Annotated in this window: 20 protein-coding genes and 1 pseudogene; 16 read left to right on the forward strand and 5 right to left on the reverse strand. The window is 43.5% G+C overall.

Annotated elements, in window-relative coordinates; all coding sequences use genetic code 11:
- Position 1 precedes the first annotated feature (1 nt).
- The 5 genes from AC4PM4_RS03370 (at position 2) to AC4PM4_RS03390 (ending at position 5,272) form a co-directional block, all read left to right on the forward strand.
- Positions 2–988, forward strand: a complete 987-nt coding sequence (locus AC4PM4_RS03370) for a Gfo/Idh/MocA family protein (protein WP_491612751.1) — start codon at positions 2–4, stop codon at positions 986–988.
- Positions 989–1,121: 133 nt separating this feature from the next.
- A complete protein-coding gene (locus tag AC4PM4_RS03375) occupies positions 1,122–2,123 on the forward strand; it encodes a LacI family DNA-binding transcriptional regulator (RefSeq protein ID WP_491612752.1) in 1,002 nt (333 codons plus the stop codon).
- A 264-nt stretch (positions 2,124–2,387) separates the two neighbouring features.
- Positions 2,388–3,065 (forward strand): SDR family NAD(P)-dependent oxidoreductase, encoded by a 678-nt coding sequence (locus AC4PM4_RS03380; protein ID WP_491612753.1) that lies wholly within the window; start codon positions 2,388–2,390, stop codon positions 3,063–3,065.
- A gap of 75 nt (positions 3,066–3,140) precedes the next feature.
- Positions 3,141–4,049: a helix-turn-helix domain-containing protein gene (locus AC4PM4_RS03385; RefSeq protein ID WP_491612754.1), complete on the forward strand. Its 909-nt coding sequence runs from the start codon at positions 3,141–3,143 to the stop codon at positions 4,047–4,049.
- Between the two features lie 230 nt (positions 4,050–4,279).
- Positions 4,280–5,272, forward strand: a complete 993-nt coding sequence (locus AC4PM4_RS03390; RefSeq protein WP_491612755.1) for an aldo/keto reductase — start codon at positions 4,280–4,282, stop codon at positions 5,270–5,272.
- Positions 5,273–5,339: 67 nt separating this feature from the next.
- Here AC4PM4_RS03390 and AC4PM4_RS03395 read toward each other — a convergent pair whose 3' ends face one another.
- Positions 5,340–6,245, reverse strand: a complete 906-nt coding sequence (locus tag AC4PM4_RS03395) for an AraC family transcriptional regulator (RefSeq protein ID WP_063564987.1) — start codon at positions 6,243–6,245, stop codon at positions 5,340–5,342.
- Between the two features lie 194 nt (positions 6,246–6,439).
- Here AC4PM4_RS03395 and AC4PM4_RS03400 point away from each other — a divergent pair.
- From AC4PM4_RS03400 to AC4PM4_RS03420, 5 genes and pseudogenes are all read left to right on the forward strand, one after another.
- Positions 6,440–6,766 (forward strand): annotated as a pseudogene (locus AC4PM4_RS03400) (EamA family transporter); the annotation flags it as partial.
- 6 nt (positions 6,767–6,772) lie between these two features.
- Positions 6,773–7,318, forward strand: coding sequence for a DMT family transporter (locus AC4PM4_RS03405; RefSeq protein ID WP_491613067.1), 546 nt, complete (start codon positions 6,773–6,775; stop codon positions 7,316–7,318).
- Positions 7,319–7,375: 57 nt separating this feature from the next.
- Positions 7,376–7,708: a chaperone CsaA gene (gene csaA, locus AC4PM4_RS03410; RefSeq protein WP_063564985.1), complete on the forward strand. Its 333-nt coding sequence runs from the start codon at positions 7,376–7,378 to the stop codon at positions 7,706–7,708.
- Between the two features lie 192 nt (positions 7,709–7,900).
- Entirely contained in the window at positions 7,901–9,091 is a 1,191-nt protein-coding gene (locus AC4PM4_RS03415; RefSeq protein WP_491612756.1) for a glycoside hydrolase family 5 protein, read from the forward strand.
- A complete protein-coding gene (locus tag AC4PM4_RS03420) occupies positions 9,088–9,939 on the forward strand; it encodes a metallophosphoesterase (RefSeq protein ID WP_491612757.1) in 852 nt (283 codons plus the stop codon). The genes AC4PM4_RS03415 and AC4PM4_RS03420 overlap by 4 nt, the downstream gene beginning before the upstream one ends.
- 65 nt (positions 9,940–10,004) lie before the next feature.
- Here the strand turns inward: AC4PM4_RS03420 and AC4PM4_RS03425 are convergent, their stop codons facing one another.
- Together AC4PM4_RS03425 and AC4PM4_RS03430 are read right to left on the reverse strand one after the other, a co-directional pair.
- Positions 10,005–10,646 (reverse strand): DUF2306 domain-containing protein, encoded by a 642-nt coding sequence (locus AC4PM4_RS03425; protein WP_488730665.1) that lies wholly within the window; start codon positions 10,644–10,646, stop codon positions 10,005–10,007.
- Between the two features lie 49 nt (positions 10,647–10,695).
- Complete coding sequence (locus AC4PM4_RS03430) at positions 10,696–11,730, reverse strand: DJ-1/PfpI family protein (RefSeq protein ID WP_274566986.1); 1,035 nt, start codon at positions 11,728–11,730, stop codon at positions 10,696–10,698.
- 177 nt (positions 11,731–11,907) lie between these two features.
- Here AC4PM4_RS03430 and AC4PM4_RS03435 point away from each other — a divergent pair, with 177 nt between their 5' ends.
- The 3 genes from AC4PM4_RS03435 to AC4PM4_RS03445 all read left to right on the forward strand — a co-directional run bounded on the left by AC4PM4_RS03435 (position 11,908) and on the right by AC4PM4_RS03445 (position 15,132).
- The gene (locus AC4PM4_RS03435; protein ID WP_090949953.1) at positions 11,908–12,594 is read left to right on the forward strand and encodes a response regulator transcription factor; all 687 of its coding nucleotides are present in this window, start codon (positions 11,908–11,910) and stop codon (positions 12,592–12,594) included.
- Between the two features lies 1 nt (position 12,595).
- A complete protein-coding gene (locus tag AC4PM4_RS03440; RefSeq protein ID WP_491612758.1) occupies positions 12,596–13,927 on the forward strand; it encodes a sensor histidine kinase in 1,332 nt (443 codons plus the stop codon).
- A 203-nt stretch (positions 13,928–14,130) separates the two neighbouring features.
- Positions 14,131–15,132: an NADP-dependent oxidoreductase gene (locus AC4PM4_RS03445; protein ID WP_491612759.1), complete on the forward strand. Its 1,002-nt coding sequence runs from the start codon at positions 14,131–14,133 to the stop codon at positions 15,130–15,132.
- A 67-nt stretch (positions 15,133–15,199) separates the two neighbouring features.
- On the opposite strand, the gene AC4PM4_RS03450 is transcribed toward AC4PM4_RS03445, so the two are convergent.
- The gene (locus tag AC4PM4_RS03450; protein WP_110000126.1) at positions 15,200–16,045 is read right to left on the reverse strand and encodes an AraC family transcriptional regulator; all 846 of its coding nucleotides are present in this window, start codon (positions 16,043–16,045) and stop codon (positions 15,200–15,202) included.
- 331 nt (positions 16,046–16,376) lie between these two features.
- Between AC4PM4_RS03450 and helD the strand changes: the two genes are divergently transcribed.
- The 3 genes from helD (at position 16,377) to AC4PM4_RS03465 (ending at position 23,592) form a co-directional block, all read left to right on the forward strand.
- A complete protein-coding gene (helD, locus tag AC4PM4_RS03455; RefSeq protein WP_491612760.1) occupies positions 16,377–18,806 on the forward strand; it encodes an RNA polymerase recycling motor HelD in 2,430 nt (809 codons plus the stop codon).
- Positions 18,807–19,068: 262 nt separating this feature from the next.
- A complete protein-coding gene (locus AC4PM4_RS03460) occupies positions 19,069–21,918 on the forward strand; it encodes a DUF8487 domain-containing protein (protein ID WP_491612761.1) in 2,850 nt (949 codons plus the stop codon).
- Positions 21,919–22,245: 327 nt separating this feature from the next.
- Positions 22,246–23,592, forward strand: coding sequence for an amino acid permease (locus AC4PM4_RS03465; RefSeq protein WP_488730659.1), 1,347 nt, complete (start codon positions 22,246–22,248; stop codon positions 23,590–23,592).
- Between the two features lie 20 nt (positions 23,593–23,612).
- On the opposite strand, the gene AC4PM4_RS03470 is transcribed toward AC4PM4_RS03465, so the two are convergent.
- On the reverse strand, positions 23,613–24,374 hold the full coding sequence (locus tag AC4PM4_RS03470; RefSeq protein WP_090949966.1) for a YqcI/YcgG family protein: 762 nt from the start codon (positions 24,372–24,374) through the stop codon (positions 23,613–23,615).
- Positions 24,375–24,433 lie beyond the last annotated feature (59 nt).

Genomic DNA, 24,433 nt, shown 5'->3' on the forward strand with positions numbered 1-24,433 from the left:
TATGAAACTCGGAATTGTCGGAGCTGGAATGATTGTAAAGGATCTATTGAGCTTTATTCATGAAATTCCAGCGATTACCTTGGAGGCCATATGTTCCAGACCTAGTCATCTGGATAAATTGCTGACTCTGCAAGAGCAGTATGGAATTGCTCGAATACATTTAGAATATAGCGAAATGATTACGAATGATGAAGTGGATACGATCTATATCGGGCTTCCGAATCATCTTCATTATGCATATGCCAAAGAAGCGTTATTGGGCGGCAAACATGTTATCTGTGAGAAGCCGTTCACTTCCAACCTGCAAGAATTTCTTGAACTTAAAGAGATTGCACGGCAAAAACAGCTAGTGTTGGTCGAAGCCATCACAAACCAATATTTGAAGAACTATTTGTCTATGAAGGAGAATCTGCGCAAACTGGGTGACATCAAAATTGTGGAGTGTAACTATTCCCAATATTCATCCCGCTATGAGGCTTTTCAGGCTGGAGAAGTGCTGCCAGCATTTAATCCGGAAATGTCTGGTGGAGCCTTGATGGATATTAATTTGTATAATATTCATCTGGTCGTAGGGCTTTTCGGAAGCCCGAAGAAGGTGGAATACTGGGCCAACGTGGAACGCGGAATTGACACTTCAGGCATGTTGCTTTTGGACTACGGTGAGTTCAAGTGTGTTTGCATAGGCTCCAAAGACAGCACAGCCTCCAATGCAATGAACATCCAAGGGAATAAAGGATATATCCATATGACGAGCTCGGCCAACAAATGTGAATCCTTTGATCTTGCGCTTCATAAGGAAACGCCGATTCGGGTAGATATTAAGGATCATCCTCATCGCATGTATGACGAGTTTGTTGAATTCGAGCGTATGATTCGTGAACAAGATCTGGAGAAAGTCACAGCTATGCTTGAGCATAGCGAGAAGGTGATGGAGGTTATTGAACAAGCCAAACAATCTGCCAATCTTGTATTTGGACCTGATCGATAATATATTTTGAAATTTCAGAATGATTGTATTGTAACTTTTTGTGCACTTCCAAGATGACTGTGTTAAAATGCGGTGAAAGATATAAGAATTCATGTGTCAGTGAACCAATAACAGTCTTCTTGGGGAGTATTTAATGATAACGATTAAAGACGTAGCAAAGTTAGCGGGTGTCGCGAGTTCAACCGTGTCCTATGTACTCAACGGCAAAAAACATGTAAGTGAGCACACAAGACAGAAAGTACTTGCAGCAGCAAGTGAGCTTAATTACATCAAGCATGGAGCCGCATCCGAATTAAAGCGAAAAAACACACAAACGATTGGTGTTATTGTTCATGATATGTCCGTCCCCTATTTTTCAGACTTGGTGAGTGGGATTGAATCCAGCGCCATAAGTCAGGGATACGACTTGATCGTATGCAGCTCTTTAGGCGGAGAGCGATCGACAGCTGCACGCTTTATCAGGGAGAGAAGGCTGGACGGCGTGATTGTAATCGCTGAAAATATTGAAGATGAGTTGTTGTTGCAGGCTGCCGAAACGGGATTTCCTATTGTAGTGATGGACCGGGAACTCGATAGTGAGCATATTGTAAATGTTCTGATGGATGATGAGCAAGGTGGTTATATGGCAACCCGTTTTCTTCTGGATAAAGGTCACCGCGCAATAGCCTATATTAGCGGGCCTTTAAGTTCGGATTGTAATCTGATGCGATATCAGGGTTATCTGAGAGCTATGCATGAAGCAGGGGTGGAAGAGAATGAGAATTGGAGACTTGGCGGCCAATTTCTGAAAACAGGTGGCTACAACGCAGCCAAGTTGCTAATGGAGGGAGAGCTTCCAACGGCAGTCTTTTTTGCGAATGATGAAATGGCCATTGGAGGCTTAGAGGCTTTTAAAGAACATCAGGTCTCCATACCCGAAGATCTATCCATTATTGGATTTGACAACATACATGTATCCGAATACTTAAATCCACCTCTTACGACTTTTCGACAACCCAAAACAGACGCAGGCTCCTTTGCTGGACATGTACTCATTCAAATGTTAAAAGGAGAGGCTGTTGAGTCTACTTACAGGATCAATATACAGTGTGTCGAACGTGACTCTGTTTCGCAGATGATCCTTTCTGAACGATGAGTGCACATACATTTTCAATGAACAGCCCTACAGCCCTAATCACGGGGCTGTTTTTCTTTTTGTAGAAACCATCCATCACATTCGCCATATCTGACACTTGTCTTAAAGTCACAATGTTGACAAGAGGAGAACTCTCCGTTTAATATTTAATAGAGATTAAGTGGAGAGATCTCCTCTTATCCTTTAAGTACGCCATTTTAGAAAATGATTCAAATTGTTCGCTTCATAATAACAATCTGAGAGGATGGATTGAAGATGGTATTGATGAAGAATAAAGTAGTCATTGTTACAGGTGCAGGAACCGGCCTTGGTAAAGCTGTGGCGATAAAACTGGCTGAAGAGGGAGCACAAGTTGTTTTAGTTGGACGTCGAAAAGAAAAATTGCAGGACGTGGCACAGATCATAAAAAACTCAGGAGGCCAATCTTTGATCATTCCTGCGGATATAACGGATCAGGATGACGTTCAGCGCCTCCGTGACCAAGTGCTGGAGCAGACAGGACGGATAGACGTATTGATCAACAACGCAGGGGGTACAGGTGCGCACATCCCCATTCATGATATGACATTGGAAACATGGGATGATAACATCCGCCTCAATTTATATAGTCCATTTTTGGTGACCAAAACATTTCTTCCAATCATGAGAGCTCAGCATTATGGACGCATTGTATCCATTACTTCCATAATGGCCAATCTGAACTATCCGGGATTCGGGGCATATTCAGCTGCCAAAGCCGGGCTGGAGGCATTAATGAGAACGATAGCAATTGAGGAAGCAAAACATGGAATATTGGTTAATATGTTCGATCCGGGCAATTTGAGAACTGAACAAAATCCAAGGGGTGAGAAGGAACCGGATTCAGTTGTTGATAAAATTGTTAATCTTGCTCCCTTGACGGAAAATGGCTCCAGTGGAGAAGTTGTCAGAGCACTAACGTAGGTTAGAGAGCCCAAAATGCATTGAATTCCGTTTCCTGTTATTCTATTATTAAAAGCTAAAAAGGCGGGACTATTCATGTCCATGAGAAACGGGAAGATAATCAAAGCACCACAAGGACTGGAACGTGCACCAGACAAACAAGGAAGCTTAAAGCAGAATGGGTTATCCGTCATTCAATTCTGTTTACACACACAAGGGACAACAGGCTCCTATTTTCTGAAAGATCATATGTTGTTGTTCGTTATATCAGGCATGTACACGGTTCGATTCATGGATCAGGAGTACACTGTATGCAGTAATGAAATGGTGTTTCTTCACAAATCAATTCGCATTGATTACATAAAGTCGGGTGAACAAGGATCGGAGTTCATACTGGACTATATGATGTTTTTCCTGAACGAAAATATGCTTGCGGAGTTTATTCAGTTTTCTGGCTTCAAACCGACGGATACCGTGAATGAAATCATGCCGGTGTCCATTATTCCGGTCAATGAACTCACTCGCTCTTATATAGCGTCATTGAAACCCTATTTCGAAAATCCAGATGAGGTAAAAGACGGTCTGATCCGCCTCAAATTCATGGAACTCCTGTTTCATCTGGCGCAGGCCAATGATCATTTCTTACACCAACTTCTGCTACCGAATCATGATAAAAACAGTAACATCGGCAAAATAATGGAGGAGAATATCACCAATCCCATCTCCATAAGTGATCTGGCTTATTTGTCCGGCAAAAGCCTGTCTACCTTCAAAAGGGATTTTCAGGCCCTCTACCACACTTCACCCTTGAAATGGATTCGTAATCAGAGGCTGGATAAAGCCAAGAAACTGTTGGCCGAGACGTCTCTGTCCGTTACCGATGTCTGTTTCTCAACAGGTTTCGAAAACGTTGCTCATTTTTCCAAAGTGTTTAAGCTTCAGGTCGGGCTTCCGCCCTCGGAGTTTAGACAGCAATGCAAACGAAGCGAGGGAAAAACAACATAAAGCCAGCTTAATCGGTCCATACTTTAAGCATAAGTGACTATGTACCACTGTTGAGTAAAGCGCTTCGCGATAAAATATCGTGAAACGCTTCTTTTCATTATTTGAGACAAATGAGCTAAATAAACAAATCCAATGAGCTTAGCAGCAAAGAAATGCATCTATTTTCTTGTTATTCTTGTCTCATGCGTTACAACGTTGTCTCAACCTAAATATCTGAGGAGGATTAACCAATGAAATATGTGAAATTAGGAAATACAGGCATGGAAGTATCTCGACTTTGTCTTGGCTGCATGGGATTTGGTGAACCAGGGCATGGATTTCATCAATGGGTGCTGGATGAAGAGAATAGTCGTCCCGTCATTCAGAAAGCCTTGGAGTTAGGTATTAATTTCTTTGATACAGCAAATGTATATGCAGGCGGAACAAGTGAGGAAATCCTCGGTCGGGCTCTCAAGGACTACGCTAATCGAGATGAAATTGTCCTTGCAACAAAAGTGTTTTCCCGCATGCATGATGGTCCGAATGGCGCCGGACTTTCTCGAAAGGCAATTATGAGTGAGATCGACAAGAGCCTCAAGAGGCTGGGAACGGACTATGTGGATTTGTATCAAATTCACCGCTGGGACAACCATACCCCTATTGAAGAGACCATGGAAGCATTACATGATGTGGTGAAGGCAGGGAAGGCAAGATATATTGGTGCTTCTGCCATGTCAGCATGGCAATTCCAAAAGGCTTTGTATGTCGCCGAGAGAAATGGATGGACTCGCTTTGTATCGATGCAGAACCACTATAACCTGATCTACCGTGAAGAGGAAAGGGAAATGATGCCTCTTTGTCAGGAAGAGAAAATCGGAGTAATTTCTTACAGCCCACTTGCTTCTGGTCGGTTGACCAGGGATTGGCAGGAAACAACACAACGTTCCGAGACGGATCAGGTTCAAAAGGCCAAATACGATGCGACAGCCAGCACCGATCAATTGGTGGTAGAGCGGGTTGCAGAAATCGCCGAAAAACGCGGCGTTCCCCGTGTACAAATCGCTCTTGCCTGGTTGCTGCACAAGAATCCGGTTACGGCTCCGATAATTGGCGCTACGAAGACATCCCATCTCGAAAATGCAGCTGAAGCTCTGTCGATTGCATTAACATCAGAAGAAATAGCGTGCTTGGAAGAGCCGTATGTACCTCATCCGGTATATGGACTAAATATTGGATTTAAGTAATGTAAGAAGAAGAACCAATCCGGAAAGCGGATTGGTTTTTTTTGAGCAGAACAACAGAGAAAACAGACTAATTCTTTCTTTGTTGTTTGATCTCATTACTCGAATTCCGAAAACCCTTAGGCGTTTGGTTTTGATGTTTTTTGAAAGACTGAATGAAGTTATTTACATGGTTAAAACCAACCCTATGAGCTATTTCAGTTACTGTATAATCGGTTGAAATTAATAACTCCATGCTCTTTTTGATCCGGTACTTAATTAAGTAATCATACGGTGTCATATGAATGGTCTTCTTAAAACTCCGTGTGCACTCCGAGATGCTCAGATGTGCTGTATCAGCAATTTCTTGCAGTGTGATATTCGTTGAATATTGTTGATGGATAAAGCTGAGCATGAGTTGAAGGCGCTCTTGCTGAAGTTTTACATATTTGGGCGCTTCCTCGGAGGAAAGCGTAATATTATGAATCAATATTAGCCACAATTGTACGGTTTTAATGGAAACCTCATATTCCCATCCCCACTTTTTTTTCATATCAAATCTCTTTTTCATATCCCATAACATATCTAGCACAATCTGTTGCCATTCTACATCGCCCTTGATTACCAGCGATACCAGGGCAGAGTCCGTATAAGGTAATACATAATTTTTCTCCATGGCACTATCCGCGTAGAAGGCTAATAGCTTTTCAGGGAAATTAAAGCTCACATATTGTCCGTTGTGGGTCAGATGCGTCGTAACATGCAGAACTCCCTTATTAATTAGGATAGCTTGACCAGCCAATAGCTCATGATCAACACCGTTTACCTGTATAACTAACCTTCCTTGAGTAACCAATGTAATCTGTAGCTCTTCATGCCAATGCAGGTCATTAAATCCTCTACCTTCAGGAATAATTTTCTCGGAATTAGCTGTGTACATAATGTATGGAAATGAAGCATCAGGGAAAAGAATCGTCTCGTGAAGCTGCTTTGACATTTAAATGTGTCCTTTCGAATGATGATATTTATATATAATATAGCGATATTATTACACAATTAAAACATTAACGATGATATTATTATATCCAATCTTTGTTTTATCACTATAATCCTGTGCACAGAATTTGGATAGAACATGTTGAAGGAGCAAGTTTAGAAATGAATAAATCGTTGTATCCGCCTCATCCGTACATGCTGCTATTTATCAGCATTTTGTCCATCTCAATCTCTTCCATATTGATAAAGTCCTCAGAGACGCCAACCTCTGTAGCTGGGATGTACAGATTGTTCATAACCGTAATACTAATGCTTCCTTTTGTACCTTGGAAAAGTCTTCGAAACCTTAAGATGAACAAAAAAGATTGGAGTGTTGTGTTGTTAGCCGGACTCTTTCTCGGGTTACATTTCTTATTTTGGATGGAGTCATTGGTGCATACCTCTGTTGCAAGTTCCATGGTCATTTTATCGTTGCAGCCCTTATTTGTAATGGTCGGGTCATACTTCATCTTCAAGGAACGAGCAAACATGGTTACCATCCTATGCATGGTCACTGCTCTTGCAGGATCAGTCATTATCGCATGGGGCGACATCGGGGTGTCAAGAGAGGCACTGATCGGAGATGGATTATCTTTATTAGGTACAATCGCGGTTTCGGCATATATGCTTGCTGGACAAAAAGTAAGTCATAAAATCAATGCAAATGTGTACAGCGTTATTGTTTTCTTCCTTGCGGGAAGTGTCTTGCTTATCTACAGTCTATTCAATCATATCTCCCTGACCGGATATAACACTTCAGATTGGATGTATTTCTTGTTGCTTGCCATAATTCCAACCATCTTTGGACAATTACTAATTAATCTATTATTGAAATCTTTAGGCGCAACGACTTTATCTGTGGGTATTATTGGAGAGCCTGTTCTTGCCATCATACTCGCCTTTGTATTTCTGGGAGAAACCATCTCTCTGTTTCAGTTTATAGGCGGGATGATGACCGTACTCGGCATGGGGGTTTATTTTTGGGCAAAATCATTGCCTTATACCATTTCTAACGTTTCTGAGTATCGAACTTGACATGAATTTACAGGAATTATTCTAACCATTAGACAAGTAGAAGAGGAGAATATATATATGGCTACCATTGATGATTTTTTGAAACTGGATATTCGCGTCGGAACCGTTACAAAAGCTGAGTTTTTTGCAGAAGCGAAAGTGCCTGCGATCAAACTTGAGATTGATTTTGGACAAGACATTGGAATAAAAAATTCAAGTGCACAAATTACTAAAAGATATGCCGCCGAGGAACTGATCGGGAAACAAATCATAGGAGTAGTCAACTTTCCACCGCGCCGGATAGCTGGGTTTAAATCAGAAGTATTGGTTCTGGGAGGAATACCCGAAAAAGGGGATGTCGTTCTGTTAAAACCAGATATCAAACTGCCCGATGGAACTCCGATTGGATAATAGCTCGTTTTGTCATATTGGCGTAACAGACAACGGGTAAGATGGCTATCGAGGTGATTGACTTTGAAGAAAATATCAACCAAATCGAGTTGGCCTATCGGAAAAAATGTTTTACTCTCAGCGGCCATTTTGATTGCACTAGCTGGATGCAGTTCTAATTCAGCTTCTCCAAAGCCATTGGAGATTTCAGGGATGAACAGCAGTCAGGAGGAGAAGGAGGCCGTTCCTTCGGAGAAAATGAGCTATTGGAATGAACAGCGAAAAGGGACTAATTTTATGAACTCCACATCCCTCCCTGACAATTATGAAGCAGCCAAGGAACAGGGCATAGAGTTTGTACGGCTTGCGCCCGATAAGTGGAGTAAGGATCGAGATTTTTTGTTTAACGACAAGCCAGATGCCAATATCAACGCAGATTTTTTGATAGGCAGCTCGGATAAGTACGAAGGTATCGTGGAAGAAGATTTTGCCCGACTCAAAGCGGATCTGGACGCCGCGGAAGCTAAAGGGATGAAAGTGATTATTACGGTGCTTAGCTTACCAGGAGATCGTTGGCGGCAGTTCAACGGGGCCAAAAATGATGATCGGATCTGGAATAATACTGAATATCACAAGCAGGCCGCTCAGTTTTGGAAGGATCTTGCACAACGATTGAAGAATCATCCTGCCGTCATCGGCTATAACCTGATTAATGAGCCTCATCCGGAAACGGGTACGGGTTTTCATGACTTCTGGACGCAGGATTATTCAGAGTGGTATACCAAAGTGGAACATACCGCAGCTGATCTGAATTCACTCTATGACACGATAACCAAAGAGATCAGGACGGTAGACCAGACAACTCCCATCATTCTGGATTCGGGGCTCTACGCAACACCTTGGGCTTTTACGTATCTGAAACCGATTGATGATCCTAATGTGCTGTATGCTTTTCATATGTATGAGCCTTATGAGATGACAAGCCAGAACAAGAAAAAAGGATTTACGTATTCTTATCCGGGGAGCGTAAAGGTTGGAGATGATGAGACGGAAAAAGAGTTTAACCGTCAGACTCTGAAACAATTTGTCGAGCCTGTCGCCAAGTGGGCTTCTGATCATAACATACCTGCGAACCGGATTATAGCTTCGGAATTCGGAACGAACCGAATGGTTCAAGGTGCAGATCGCTACATGGCGGATCTGATATCTATCTTTAATGAATACGGATGGCATTGGGCTTTCTATGCATTTCGTGAAGATACATGGGATGGGATGGACTATGAATTAGGCAGTGAGAAGCCCAACTTGAAGTATTGGGATGCCATTGAAAAAGGAGAGCAGCCAGCACGCGGTACGGCAGACAATCCGATTTGGAATGAGATCAAGGAAAGCCTGACGAAGTGAAATGGAGAAAGATCACCATTGCAATATTGCTTGTTCTATTAGGAATCGGCTGTTATGCAAGGGAGATTGAACCTAAAGCACTGGCAGTAACTCGCCTGGATATCGACAATGAATTCGTGCCAATATCAATGAATGGAATTCAAATCGTGCAATTCTCTGACACCCACTTGGGTCCTAATTATTCGGTGGATCAGCTTCAATCTTTAGTTGATCGTATGAATCGTCTGAAGCCAGATATCGTGGTGTTCACTGGAGATTTAATGGATCATTACACACGCTTTGGCTCGGAAAATAGAATGAAAGCACAGCGAGTGTTAGCGAAAATAAATGCCCCTCTCGGAAAATATGCGGTTTACGGAAATCACGACAGGGGAGGCGGCGGCAGCCAAAAGTATAAGCAATACATGGAGGACGCGGGGTTTACCGTATTGGTCAATGAGGTGCACACGATCCGTACCACCACAGGGGATACAATAAACATAGCCGGACTCGATGATTTTTTGCTTGGAAAGCCGCAAGTTAAGCGTACGCTGCAATCGCTCCGTAATGAGGATTTCAACCTGCTACTCGTTCATGAACCGGATGTTGCGGATCAATTGAGCGCATATCCGATTGACCTGCAGCTGTCCGGCCATAGCCATGGAGGGCAAGTCAGAATTCCTTTGATTAAACCGCTTATCACAACTGCATTAGCTCACAAATATGTCGCAGGACTATACTCTTTGCAAGGCAAAAGCAAGCCGCTAAAGCTATATGTCAACCGAGGAATTGGAACCACCAGAATGCCTCTGCGCTTCTTCGCAAAACCGGAGTTAACCGTGATCCGTTTGACTGCCGCAGTAAGCTGATGTTAACTAAGTAAAGCTCCACTCAGGGCAGATGCAACCTAGAATGCAGAACAGCCTCCGAAAAATTATTCGGGGGCTGTTCTTGATTTGAAGTTCATTCTGATGATGAATTCTGGAATAACTAGCAGCAAAGCAATAGAGCCATAAATACTTACAGTGTAGCTTGTAACATAAGCCAACCCGAATCCCAGATGAAAAAGGGAAGTGATGAGGTGAATCAACATGTTCGTGAAGCAAAAGGCATAACTTCGAATCATCCAGTTCCGGTGTTGAACCATTCGTTTCTGTTTAATTTGAATGAGAGCGGTAATCGTAATGAATAGCCAGATGATATTAAGCGCATTGAAACCGATACTGCTTATTTTCCCTCCAGTAGCGTAAGGGGCCATATAACCGGAAGTCAGTACAACAAGCGCTACGGACACAATGTAAACATAACCATTTATACGGTGGAACCTGCGGCTCTTTTCAAAAATCCGATTAGAGAAGTTGAGTAACCCAGACACCATGGCCAAACATGCAAACGCAACATGAACGTACATGACATTCAGCCAGATCGGAAGATGAAGCTCACGCTTCGAACCGGTCTTATGGCTTAAAAAGCTTGAAGCTTCAGGGTCTATCCAATAGTTCTTCACTAGAGCATACACAATAAAGAAAATACTGACGCAGGCCAGCCATCCGTATAACGTTCCTCGTTTCTTCATATCAAACTACAACCCCCGAAACTCTTTTTTGTGCACATAGCTAACCAGGCTAGTTTATTCGTTTTCCTGTTAATTTGGAAGCAGGAAGAAGGCCAGCCTTAGCGATTCCATTCATTTGATCTCCATCCACGGCAACTTCGAATTTCAGATTCAAACGCATAGGTTTAGTAATTGACAGGCTCCAGGTCAACTTGTTGTCGCAGAGTACAGGGTTCATAAATGGGATTGTTTCGTTACCTTGTGTTGCTGTGCCCTGGATCACATCAGAAATTGTCTTTATGTAGAGTTTGACCTCCAGTTTACCGACAGGTGTAGCGATTGTTGTGTCCCAATTCCCATCAAAGACGGTTGTCTGAGTGTTCTCATTAAGCAGTATGCCAGAGGTCACTACCGTTTGATTCATTACAATGTTCGGTTCGTTGTCCGTCAACGACTTGTGAGTGGTGGGCGCAATGCCCTTTGCTCTCCAAACGGTTCCTCTACGCTCATACTCAAACAACTGCTCTATCTCGTGTGCGATACGTGGTCCCAGTTCACGTTCGACCAGATACAACGCAACATCAAGCCCCGAGGTCACACCGCCGCCAGTAACCAGATTACCATCATCCACTACGCGTGCCGGGACAGGAATTGCCCCAGTCGCACCAAGTAAATCCATACCCAAACGATGTGTTACAGCAGATCTTCCTTCCAGGAGTCCTCCCATAGCTAACAAGAGGGAACCACCGCAGACTGTAGCGACTAAGATGTCTTTGTGGTCGAGAGCTGTCTTGATCATTGTAGTCAATTCCGTATTCATGGCTTTACCAAGAATGGCAGGAATCGAGTCTGGACCATCTCCTTCAACATTACCGGCTGCACCAGGCACAAGTATGATACCCCCACGTTCCGGGTCAAGTGTGTTGTTCGCTTCAATTGTCAAACCATTCATACCACTAGTCACTGGTCTTGGACCTTCAGCCGTGACCATCTCTACTCTTACGGCGTTGTCGGTATGCATGGAAGCGGCGCAAAATACTTCGTAAGGTGCAACGGCATCCAATAGGTCGAAGCCATCAAATAACACGATTTGAACAGTTAACATTTCATCCATCCCCTTATCTTTAAGTCGTCCGTACTCACAGTTAGAATCGTAACAAACGAATATCTCAAAGGAAGTCCTAAAAAGGTCACAAAACGATAAACAAATCATCACAGAATTTAGTCTCGACTTGGTAAAGGAAGAAAAAATGATAAACTAGATGGCAGAGGTGGGATAAGCATGAGTATGTATCATACGATACTTGTTGTAGATGATGATCAGAGCATCGTCGAGCTATTAAGGGACTTTCTAGAGAATGACCAATTTCACGTAAAGACTGCTTGTGATACGGAACAAGCTTGGGCCATACTGCAACAGCATTCCATAGATTGCATTGTACTGGACATTATGATGCCGGGACAAAACGGATTTGAGCTATGCCGTAGAATTCGAGGGGACAGCAATGTTCCAATCCTTTTCTTGAGTGCTCGCAGTGATGATGTGGACAAGATCCGTGGCCTTACGCTCGGAGGAGATGATTATATCGTCAAAACGGCTTCGCCTGGGGAAATTGTTGCCAGAGTGAAAGCCGTGTTACGGCGCACTACTTCCAGGCAACCCATGAAAGGGAAGATCTTAGATTATGGACGCATCCAGTTAAATCTGACTGCAAGAGAAGTCCTGGTCGAAGGGGGAAAAGTCGAGCTTACACCTAAAGAATATGAGTTGTTGCGATTATTTGCGGAGCACCCGAGGCAGGTTTTCTCCTACGAACAACTGCTTGCAAAGTTTTGGGAAGGTGTAGGCGACAGGCATACCATTCGGGTTCATCTTAGCCGGCTTCGCGAAAAAATTGAATCCGATCCAAACCACCCACAATTCCTCATCAACGTGTGGGGAGTAGGATACCGTTTTGAGGGAGTGTAACATGAGAAAACTCCGTATTCGTACATTTACTATGCTTTGTTTATTCTTCTTGCTTACATTGCCTTGGATCTTTTTTGTCACGGCTCACTTTATGGACACTCAGTCGTTTAGCATCTCTACAAGCCAACAGCAAAATGAAACGCTGCAAAGACATCTCAGTGAGATGATCCACATGATTGAAGTTGGTACGGATAAATGGACGGATACCGGTTGGCAAAACGAACTTCATACTGAGTTGAGCAAAGCAAAGATGGATGTGGAGATTGAATCTGCGTCCAATGCGGAAATATATCGTTCCAGCCCGAAGCGTCACAGTCGATTCTCGTCGACCGAACAGTTCTCTGTCATAAAGGATGGGGAATTGCTGGGGAGGGTTGTTCTTTATCTGCCTAAATCCAACGGAGTTCCAATGATTGCTGCATTTTTCGGACTGCTGCTTTCTTTCTTTATGGTTGGAGTTGAAATGAGAAGATTCCTTCTTAAACCTCTTGAGAAAATGAGCAAGGCGGCCAGAAAAATTGCAGCAGGACATTGGGAAGTCCAATTACCTAAATCCAGAATCACGGAAATTGCCGAAGTCCGTGATGGATTCGAAGTTATGGTGAAGGGGCTTGAACAATCCCACCGTAAACAAGTGGAGCTTGAGGAAGAACGCAGATTTGTCACCGCAGCCGTTGCACATGATTTACGCACACCGTTGTTTGCCTTGCGGGGGTATTTGGATGGATTGGAACAAGGAATAGCTCAGTCACCGGAGAAGGTCACCCGATATATTGCCGTATGCAAAGAGAAATCCGCTCAATTGGATCGATTGGTTGAGGACCTCTTCACTTTTACAAAAATGGAGTACTTGGAAAGTGAACTTAACACAAGAACGCTAGATTTAACACAGATCCTCCGAAGGTCGATAGAGAGTGTGAGTCCACAAGCTGAGCAGAAACATATTTCTATCTTAAACCAATTAACTGACGGTTGTTTTATTAACGGAGATTCGTATGTATTGGAGCGTGCGATGAACAATATATTGGAGAATGCCGTAAGATATACGCCATCAGGTGGCGCAATAACAGTCCGATGCTGTAAAGACGGCAAGAAAATCAGGTTTACAATCCGTGATACTGGACCTGGTTTCTCTTTCGAAGAATTAGAGCGCGTTTTTGAACCTTTGTATCGTGGGGAAACGTCTCGAAGTCGTGCAACTGGAGGCAGTGGATTAGGATTAACGATCTCACAACGAATGATGAAGCAACATGGAGGCGAACTTATGGTAAGTAACCACCCTGACGGTGGAGCAGTTCTGACAGGATGTTTACCGCTAACTGACCCGAATTAAAAAGATTTGAGCGGTCCTTGTCTCCTAAGATTAGGGTATGTTATTTAACGCATATTATGATGGATTTTGACTTCAGACTGGAAGAGAGGTAAGCCTTATCCCAGCTTCCAGTCTGGATATCACGATATTATGCTTGATTTGTTAACGTGTTAGTTATAATATGTTCATATGTTTAAACTCTTAAACGTAATGGAGTGATTTAAATGCAAGCCATGGTAATTGAGAAATACGGGAAGAATGTTCCCTTGATACAGAAAGAAATGCCTATTCCTCAAATCGGAGATCATGATGTATTGGTGGAAATCCATGCAGCAAGCTTAAATCCGATTGATTTTAAAATAAAAGAGGGCAAGGTAAAGCTCCTGCTGAATTACAAGATGCCATTGATCCTTGGAAATGATTTTTCCGGTGTTGTGGTCAAGGTAGGTAAACAGGTAAACGCTTATAAACATGGAGATGAGGTATATGGCAGACCTCGTAAAGACAGAATTGGAACATTGGCTGAATACATTGCTGTCCATGAAGAAGACATCGCGCTGAAGCCCCAAAACTTAAACTTTGAAGAAGCAGCATCCATACCACTGGTCGGTCTTACGACATATCAAGCCTTTTACGATATTTTGAACCTTCAGAAAGGCCAAAAAATTTTGATTCACGCAGGATCAGGAGGGGTTGGCACGTTCGCCATTCAGTTGGCCAAATTAATGGGAGCTTATGTTGCCACTACTGCCAGCGATAGAGGTTACGCATTGGTCCAATCCCTTGGTGCCGATCGTATTATCAATTATCGTAAAGAAAATTTTGAAGAAATACTGTCGGGATATGATGCGGTGTATGACACGATAGGAGGCGAGGTGCTGGAAAAATCCTTCCAAGTACTTAAGCAGAATGGGAAAATAGTATCTATTTCCGGTTTGCCGAACGCGAGATTCGGGCGAGAAGCCAACTTAGGCTGGTTAAAGACCACACTGCTATCGATTGTGAGCCATAAGATAACAACTCTTGAGAAGAAAAACCAAGCAAAATATCATTTTCTGTTTATGAAACCAAGCGGGATGCAATTAGAGCGAATAAAGGGTTACTTGGAGGAAGGTCTCATTAAACCAGTGATTGATAAGGTTTATGATTTCAAGGATGTCGGGCAAGCATTTCAGTATCTTGAAGGTGGAAGTGCTAAAGGAAAGGTCATCGTTAAAATGAAGTAAAGTGTTCAATGGAGATGGATACCGTTCTTGTCCGAATGGTGGGCAAGAACGGATACTATAATTCTCTTTATTTTATCGGTATCCAGATTTGAGGCGGCTGATGAGGTCCTGGATATACTTCAAGTTCAGGTATACCCGCATGCTTGTAAGGGTTGGAAGGGAACCATTCAGAAATAATCTGCTTCCATAAACGCTGCATACTCTCCGGCATTGGACCTTCGACTTCAAAGACACTCCATTTGGAAGCTGGAATTGTAAAGGATGATAATCCTTCAGGTACTTCACCATCATACGACGTAGCAATCCAGTACTCCATCTGCTTCTCCTGAATCTCGTTCTGATCCACACAGACACCTAATAATCCTTGAATTACACCATTATTCAATTCAAATAAACGATCTTCTGTACCACTCGTATACGCATCCTGCCACATTTTGGCTATGCCTCGTAAGTTTTCCCCATCAATATAAGAGAAAGCCTGCTTTATCCCTACTAATGTAAACGCAGCTTGTTCAACAATTCTGTGATTCATCGGTTCTGCTCCTTTTAGACTTAATTGAATAACCAAACGATTATACGATTTGATAGAAGTACTCTTCTTACGCGCTTCACTGGGGGCAATTCCGTGCTGCCTCCGAAAAGCTTTGGAGAAAGATTCAGGAGTGTCATAGCCATACTTGAGCGCCAGATCAATGATTTTGTGATCACTCTGTATAAGTTCATTTGCTGCCAATGTTAATCGTCTTCGTCTGATATATTCGGCTACGGTAACATCAGTTAATAAGGCAAACGTACGTTGAAAATGAAAGGGAGAAATATGAGCTTGTGCTGCAATTTGCTCCATTGTCATATTTTCGAGTAAATGTTCTTCCATATATGCAATAGCTAGCTGTAATGATTCGATCCAGTTCATACGGTTAACCACTCCTTGATTCTTATAATAGATGAAGACTGATTCAAGAACCTGTCATTATGTGCTTTCATTTGTCCGGTTAGGGAAAGAGGGAGAGGGAAACCCAATACACACGAAAAAAGATGACCCCCTGATAAATTCAAAGGCCATCTTTTGGCAAACGAAAAAAAGAATTGAACGAAAAATAACGCTATGATATAATCGTTAGCGCCATTGACAAACAAAATTAAAGTATGTACTTATTTTTATCCCTACTTTAATTTTACATCTGGAATTTTGATTTGTCAATGCTCTTTTTCATCCAAAAATAGGAAAAGGAGTGGTTAGAGAGATGCAAACAAAAGATTGGCAGCTGGAACAGGAACGGCTGGAGTCTGTAAGGAACAAACTGCAGGCCAAAATCGCAGAATTGGAGCCAAAGGTTGCCGGAATGCATGACCAGGCTACGGAAATTCGCAAGCGCTTTTGGGAAGAAGTTACGATCAACACGAGCACCCATGAAGATTTCGAAGAGACTTTCTACACCATTAACCAGCAGTCCGCGGTATTGGCCGAGCGGGAACGTGGTCACATGCGGTTGACGCAGCAATGGAATAACATGAAACGTTTGCTCCCGTCCCCTTATTTTGGCCGCATCGACTTTCAGGAGAAAGGTCTGGCCCACACCGATCAGATCTATATCGGCGTATCTTCTTTTGTCGACCAAGATGGATTGAGCTTTCTGATCTATGATTGGCGTACACCGATCGCGAGCATGTACTACGATTCTTCCCCCGGCGTAGCGTCCTATGTGACGCCGATCGGAAGAATCGATGGCACAATAGAGCTCAAACGGCAATTTCAGATCCATAACGGAGAAATCCGCAACATGTTTGATGCAAACGAAACGATTGGAGACCAATTGTTGCAGCAAGTGCTCGGCAAAGGTGCGGATTCACAAATGAAAAGCATCGTGGCAACCATTCAGAAGGAACAAAACGCCATTATCCGTAACGACACAAGCCGAATGCTTATAGTACAAGGAGCAGCCGGTAGCGGTAAAACTTCCGCAGCCTTGCAGCGGGTGGCGTACTTATTGTACAAACACCGCCAGACGATCAGTGCTGATCAGATCGTCCTGTTCTCACCGAATCCGATGTTTGGCAGTTATATTTCCACTGTCCTTCCGGAGCTCGGTGAAGATAATATGCAGCAGACCACTTTTCAACAATTTCTCGACTATTGGCTCGGCTCTTCGTTGCGTCCGGAGGATGTTTTTGATCAGATTGAATATGTACTGACCGCGCATGAAGCTCCAGGCTATGAGGCGCGGCTTCAGGGAATCGAATATAAAGCTTCAGATGCTTTTCTGCAGGCCTTGCAGAACTATGGAAACTGGTTGGGGCAGGAAGGCATGCGATTCAACAGCATTCGGTTTCGAAATCGTAATTTGATTACGGCGGAGCAAATGAGAGCCAAATTTTACGGTTATGATCGTTCCCTGCCCTTGTTAAATCGCGTTGTACTCTTGCAGGAGTGGCTGCTGAAAGAGCTGGCTTCCCTGGAACGTATGGAACGTGAAGAATCATGGGTAAAGGAAGAATTGAATTATCTCGACAACGATCAGTATGCGGATATCTTCGAAGTACTGCATAAAGATAAGGAAGTATTTGATATCGCAGAACAGTACGCCCAAATTCGCGAGAAAATAAGCAAGAAGCGTCGAGAAGATGAAGGTGATTTTGACTTTGCCCAGAAGGAGGAGGAACTGCTCGGCCGCAAGATCGTGAAAGAACGGTTTAGCCCACTAAGAAAAGGTATCAAGAAATTCTCGTTTGTTGATATCAAAGGCATATATGGCGAATTGTTTGTTGACGAAGCCACTTATCGGGAGAAAACAAATGCTACGGTTATCCCCTCGCTATGGCCTGAGATATGTAGTCAAACCAAGGAAAGCCTGCTCCGGAACGAGTTGTTCCATGAGGATGCGACTCCCTATTTGTATGTAAAAGAAATGATTGAAGGTGTCCGGACAAACACGGAAATTAAGTATGTCTTCGTTGACGAGGGTCAGGATTATTCAACATTTCAATATGAATATCTCAAAAAGCTGTTTCCTCGAGCCCGTATGACCGTGCTCGGCGATTTCGGGCAAGCGATCTTCACGCAGGCTACTAATTTAGCCGCAGCTGATTCACCATTAGTCCGTCTCTACGGTGAAGCCGAAACAAGTCTTTTCTCCCTAGTACGCAGTTATCGCTCAACGAAGGAGATCGTTGAATTTTCAAGAGCGATGCTTCCAGACGGAGATGAAATTGTACCCTTTGAAAGAAAAGGCCTAAAGCCCCTGCTGACGAGAAGCAACGACAGAGAGCAGCTGGATGCACAAATGGTGGCAGATATCGCTGGGCTAAGAGCCGAGGGCTTTGATTCCATCGCTATTATTACGAAGACCGCCGCCGAAAGCCACAAGGCCTATGAATCGTTACAGATTCAAGGAGGCGAAGCTTTACAGCTCGTTACAAAGGAAACGTTCAACTTCGAAAAAGGTGTAATGGTCATTCCTGTGTACCTTGCCAAAGGTGTTGAGTTCGATGCAGTCTTGGTCTATGATGCTTCGTCTGGAGCTTATAGCCGCGACAATGAACGCAAACTTCTTTATACGGCTTGTACGCGCGCTATGCATCGCCTTCATCTGTACATGGCGGGCGATTGGTCGCCTTTCATACAGGCCTTGCCAGCGGATTTGTATGAGGAATCAGAGGCCTATACAACCAAGTAAACATGCCGGGACTGTCAGATCTAACAGCGTATGAGAATTGACTACTCAAATAAGTAGCACTAGTCGCCTTTTAGGCGACTTTTTTTTGAATTTCTAAGTCATTATAGAGACGAACTTGTCAGCGATAACCTTTGGATTATTTCCATATTGTTATACTCAGCATAAATTTTATTATATGGGTGGACTAAGATTACAGTTATATAATAGAAATACGTAAACAGAAGAATAGATTGTATACATAAAGTATAGAGGAGCTAAGATCATGTTAACCAAAATGAACTTGCAGGGAAGCTGGGAGCTTCAACTGGATGAACATAAACAAGGCGCTCAAGGCCCATTTGACCATACCATAACGCTGCCGAACACGACTTCTCATGCACGCAAAGGAAGAAAGAATGATGTAGCTCACATCGGGTCTTTGACTGATGAATATGCATATGAAGGATGGGTGTGGCTGAAAAGGGAGATTGATATACCTTCAACGCTTGCTGGCAAGAAATGCAGTTTGTATCTGGAACGCACGCGCATAACCAAGTTATGGGTCGATGGTGAAGAAGTTGGAGCACAGGATAGTCTTAACACCCCCCATATATACAGCTTACCGGAAGGGCTATCGCAGGGAGAACACACCCTCACCATCCGAGTCGATAATACGGAATATCCGACGAAAGGCGGACATCTTACATCCATCGATACTCAGACCAACTGGAACGGAATTACCGGGAAGCTGGAGCTTCATTTTTACCACGACGTGCACTTGGGTGAGGTACAGATCTATCCCAATGCTAAAGAGCGAACATTCAGAATCACAAGTACATTGTCCAAATCGATACCAGGTACTGTATTGTCCGTTACTGCGCAAACCTTCAAGCCCCTCTTAAAAGAGACTCATGGATATGTGGCATCAGACAGAAATCATGTGGTGAATGAGCAAACCTATCCATGTAGCCAGGACGAAGTTCATGTGCTCTACAACATGGGAGACGACGCATTTCTCTGGAGTGATTCTGACCCACATCTGTATGTGCTGACCCTTACTCTGATGGGTGAACATGGCGATGTGCTGGATACAACTGAAATCATAACAGGACTGCGAGATTTTGAAGCGAATGGAGATGCTTTTACCATCAACGGTCGAAAGACCTTTCTTCGTGGAAAACATGATGGTCTAATCTTCCCACTTACAGGTTACGCGCCAACCGATGTGGATGAATGGCTGCGAATCCTGAGCATTTCCAAATCATACGGTATAAATCATTATCGTTTCCATACCTGTTGTCCGCCTGAAGCAGCGTTCACCGCTGCAGATCTGCTTGGCATCTATATGGAGCCTGAATTGCCATTCTGGGGAACAATCACGGATGAACTTGACCCACAGCATAATCAGGCTGAACAGGACTATCTTATTCGTGAAGGCTTTGCCATGCTCAAGTCGTATGGGAATCATCCTTCTTTTGTAATGATGTCACTCGGTAATGAACTTTGGGGCAGCAAAGAAAGACTGAATGCCATTATCAAAGCGTATAGAGCATTTGATCCACGCCCTCTGTACACCCAGGGTTCAAACAATTTTCAGTTCACTCCGCTGATTCTAGAGGAAGAAGATTTTTACTGTGGCGTACGTTTTTCCAAAGATAGACTTTTCCGCGGCTCTTATGCCATGTGTGATGCCCCGTTGGGTCATGTTCAAACCGACGTGCCTGGTACTCTGAAGGACTACAACGACATGATTTTGCCCGTTGGAACAGTTTCAGAGAATGAGAGAATTCAAGCAGAAGAATCTGAAATTCAAATTCAATATGGCACGGAGGCCAAGATCGTGAAAGCCGCTTCTGTTGAACAACAGCTCATTCCACATTTACCCGTCATCTCCCATGAGATTGGACAATATGCCATGTATCCCAATTATGAAGAGATCGAGAAGTATACCGGATCGCTGAAGGCAAAAAACTTCGAGGTGTTTCGGGAACGATTGCAATCCAAAGGAATGGGACATCTGGCTGAACCCTTTTTCAAAAGCTCTGGCAAACTTGCAGTAGCCTGCTATAAGGAGGAGCTTGAGGCGGCATTTCGATCCAATCATCTGGCAGGATTTCAATTGCTCGATCTTCAGGACTTTAGTGGACAGGGGACCGCACTGGTAGGTATTTTGGATGCCTTCATGGATCCGAAAGGGCTGGTTACTCCTGAGGAGTGGAGGACGTATTGCTCCGATGCAGTACTTCTGGCCCGATTCGAGAAATTTAACTACAATTCGGGTGAAGATTTCAATGCCTTTATTCAATTAAGGTACTACCGAACAGATTCATTGAGGGGTCAGACTGTGGAGTGGGAAATGCGTGATTCGGATCAGCGGATTGCACAAGGAAAAGACGAGATTTCCTTTGTATCTGGAGAAACTTGGTTTGAGATTAGCCAAATAAAGTTCAAGCTGCCTGATGTGAAAAAGATGACGCCAATCACTCTATCCCTGCATATTCCAGGTACCGATATTCGGAAACAATATGACCTATGGGTATACCCTGATCATGATGTGACAGCTATTGAACATGACTATATTTATAAGGAATTGTCCGATGAAGTAATTGCCTTACTTGAAAAAGGTGAGAGCGTGCTGCTGCTCCCAACACTCGAAGATAACGACAGTTCAGTCGAAGGCACATATTGTACCGATTTCTGGTGTTATCCGATGTTCCGATCCATTTCGGAAAGCATGAATAAGCAAGTTCCCGTCGGCACACTAGGCCTTCTAATCAATAACTCACACCCGGCATTGAAGCACTTTCCAAGTGAGAACCATTCCACTTATCCTTGGTGGCATATCGTTATGAATTCACGGTCTATTATTTTGGATAAAGTCGCAGAGAATGTTCAACCTTTCGTTCAAACCATCGATAATTTTGAACGTAATCATAAGCTGGGGCTGCTGTTTGAATGCCAAGTTGGAAAAGGCAAGCTGCTGGTTGGAGCACTACATTATGAAAAATTGATTAAACAGACAGAAGGGCGCCAGTTACTTTACAGCCTTGCACAATATGTAAAAAGTGAGGACTTCCAACCGGAAGCGAAGATAGAACTGGATGAGCTTCAACAGTTGTTAGGCAAGAAATAGAAACTGCATAATGCAGGTTATTACCGATAAGAACATACACCGATCAGATTCGCCATACTAAACGAGAAGTTTGTTTTCAGAAACTAACAAGAAACCCTTCAAACTGTTTTTTTTACAGTTCGAAGGGTTTTTCTTTAATTATAGCCGTTTAAAGAATCACTTAAGATCTGTTACCAAAAGTATCGACACATCAACAGTAATGATATTAGTTAACGTAAACATTATTATGTAAACTTATTTAAGTCAGTTTTATTTCTTTTTACCTTAATGACATAAAACCTCCATCATATGTAAACCGTAATGGGGTACGCATGAAGGAGGATACATATGAAAAGTCATGTGCATCAAAAAGAAGAAGAGAAACTGAGCTGGATTAGTCTTTCCTTATTTGGAGCGGGGTGTACGCTGGGAACCGGATTTTTCCTCGGAACAAGTCTGGCTATTCATTGGTCCGGTTTATCCGTGCTTGTACTTTTGGTGCTGGCTGCTGCGGGGACCTATTTTGTATTTGGAGCATTAGCTCAGATGACGGCAGAAGATCCGAAAGAAGGGGCTTTTCGAACATATGCCGGTGAAGCGTTCGGCCCATGGGCCGGTTTCGGAAGCGGATGGATGTATTGGTCTTCCGAAATGCTGATCATGGGCAGTTCATTAACTGCTCTCGGATTATTCTCTCAATTTTGGTTTCCCAAGTTTCCGTTGTGGGTGTTTGTGGCAGTATACGCATGTATTGGATTGTTCATCGCCGCATTGGGAGCCAAAGGGTTAACTCAAACAGAAAATGTACTCGCAGTAATCAAGTTAGCTGCAACGGTTGCTTTTATCGCAATTGCAGCAGCGGCTTGTCTGGGCTGGTTAGATGTGAAGATTACGCCGCAGAAAATAACGAATGAATGGTTCCCTCACAAAATAAAAGGCGTGTGGACCGGGTTTATTTATGCCTTTTTTGCCTTTGCCGGGATTGAGGTCATGGGTTTAATGGCAGCCAAGCTGAAAGAACCTAAGGATGCTGTGAAGTCAGGCAGAGTGATGTTATTAACCGTCAGTACGCTGTATGTTGTGGCGATTGCCTTGATCCTGCTACTGGTCCCTGCTGCTAAGTTAACACCAGACGAGAGTCCTCTCGTCAAAGCGATGTCATCGATTGGATTTACGGTCGTGGTTCATATTCTCAATGGAATTTTGATAATCGCCGGATTCTCCACGATGGTCGCTTCAATCTATGCGATTACGTCCATGTTGGTTAAACTGGGTGAAGACGGAGATGCACCGAAGATGTTTACGAAGACTTGGGGAAAAAAGAACATGCCCCTATATGCATTAGGATGCACAGCGGCCGGATTAATTCTTTCTACTCTCATGGCGTTATGGATGCCTAAGAGCTTATTTGAATATGTAACAACCGCAGGCAGCTTGGTATTAATGTATACCTGGCTTCTGATTTGCATCACGTATATCAAGAAAATGAAGCCAACAAGTTGGAATCGCATCAAAGTATGGATCGCCATGGTCCTTATACTTGCAGCAGTAGCTGGCACGGCTATGGAAAAAGCCAGCAGAAGAGGTCTGCTGGCAAGTATAGGTCTTGTTGTATTGATAGCCTTGATTACTTACATTGTAAACAAAGTACGAAAACCGCAACCTTCGCCATCTACTGAACCATCAAAGCCCTGAATGGGTGACTCTGGTATCAGCTATTTCGTCAATTTGCTAATGGCTTGCTTCATGCGCAAAAAAGGACATTTGGAAGGGGTCTGCTCGTCATCGGGCAGGAAATATTGTTTCCATTCCAGATTATCCTGCTCCCCATACCACATGAGCGAAGGATGAGCCGGAACGGCATCATAAGCTGCCAAACGCTTACGAATCAAGGTTTTCATTTTCCGGCCAAGAGGTGTGTTGTCATTAATCGATTCAAACACCCACCGTGGTTGAAAAGCAAACATAAGATAAGGGAAGTGCCTACTGGCTCTAAGTTCGTGCGCGGGAGTGGCACAGAAACAAAAGTAAGGCTCCCCGCCAAAGCAAAATTCCCATGTGGCTTCATGCGGATCAGTCGAAATATGTTCAGGCCAGGAGGCAGTATCCAGTGAACTTACCCGGTTAAGCATCTCCCAGAACAAGGACTGATACTGCTCAACTGTTGTGTTGTTTCTCAAATCATCCGGTGTCTCGCAAATGACAACCAAAGAAGCATAATGTCCCGTATCCCGGGATACGGGTCCATATTGACTAAGTAATTCCGCCATGTCTTCAGCAGAAGCTTGGGTTCGCGGATCCCTGGTGAATCCGTATCTCAAATGTCCGGAGAGAAAACCCATCCGTCCGGGTACACAAGGATACGTATTATCCTCATCTGCAATCATATTGGAAAATTTTGAATAAGCGTCCTGCTGCCATTCGGGCAGACCTTTGAATGATGCATTTATTTCATCGGCACTGTACAGCTCTGCCATGGATTCCCCAACTCCATTCCACATGATACCGTTAACGTATTAATGCGGATGGCGTTGGG

It is taken from the genome of Paenibacillus sp. MDV22-iso6 (genome assembly GCF_058408365.1).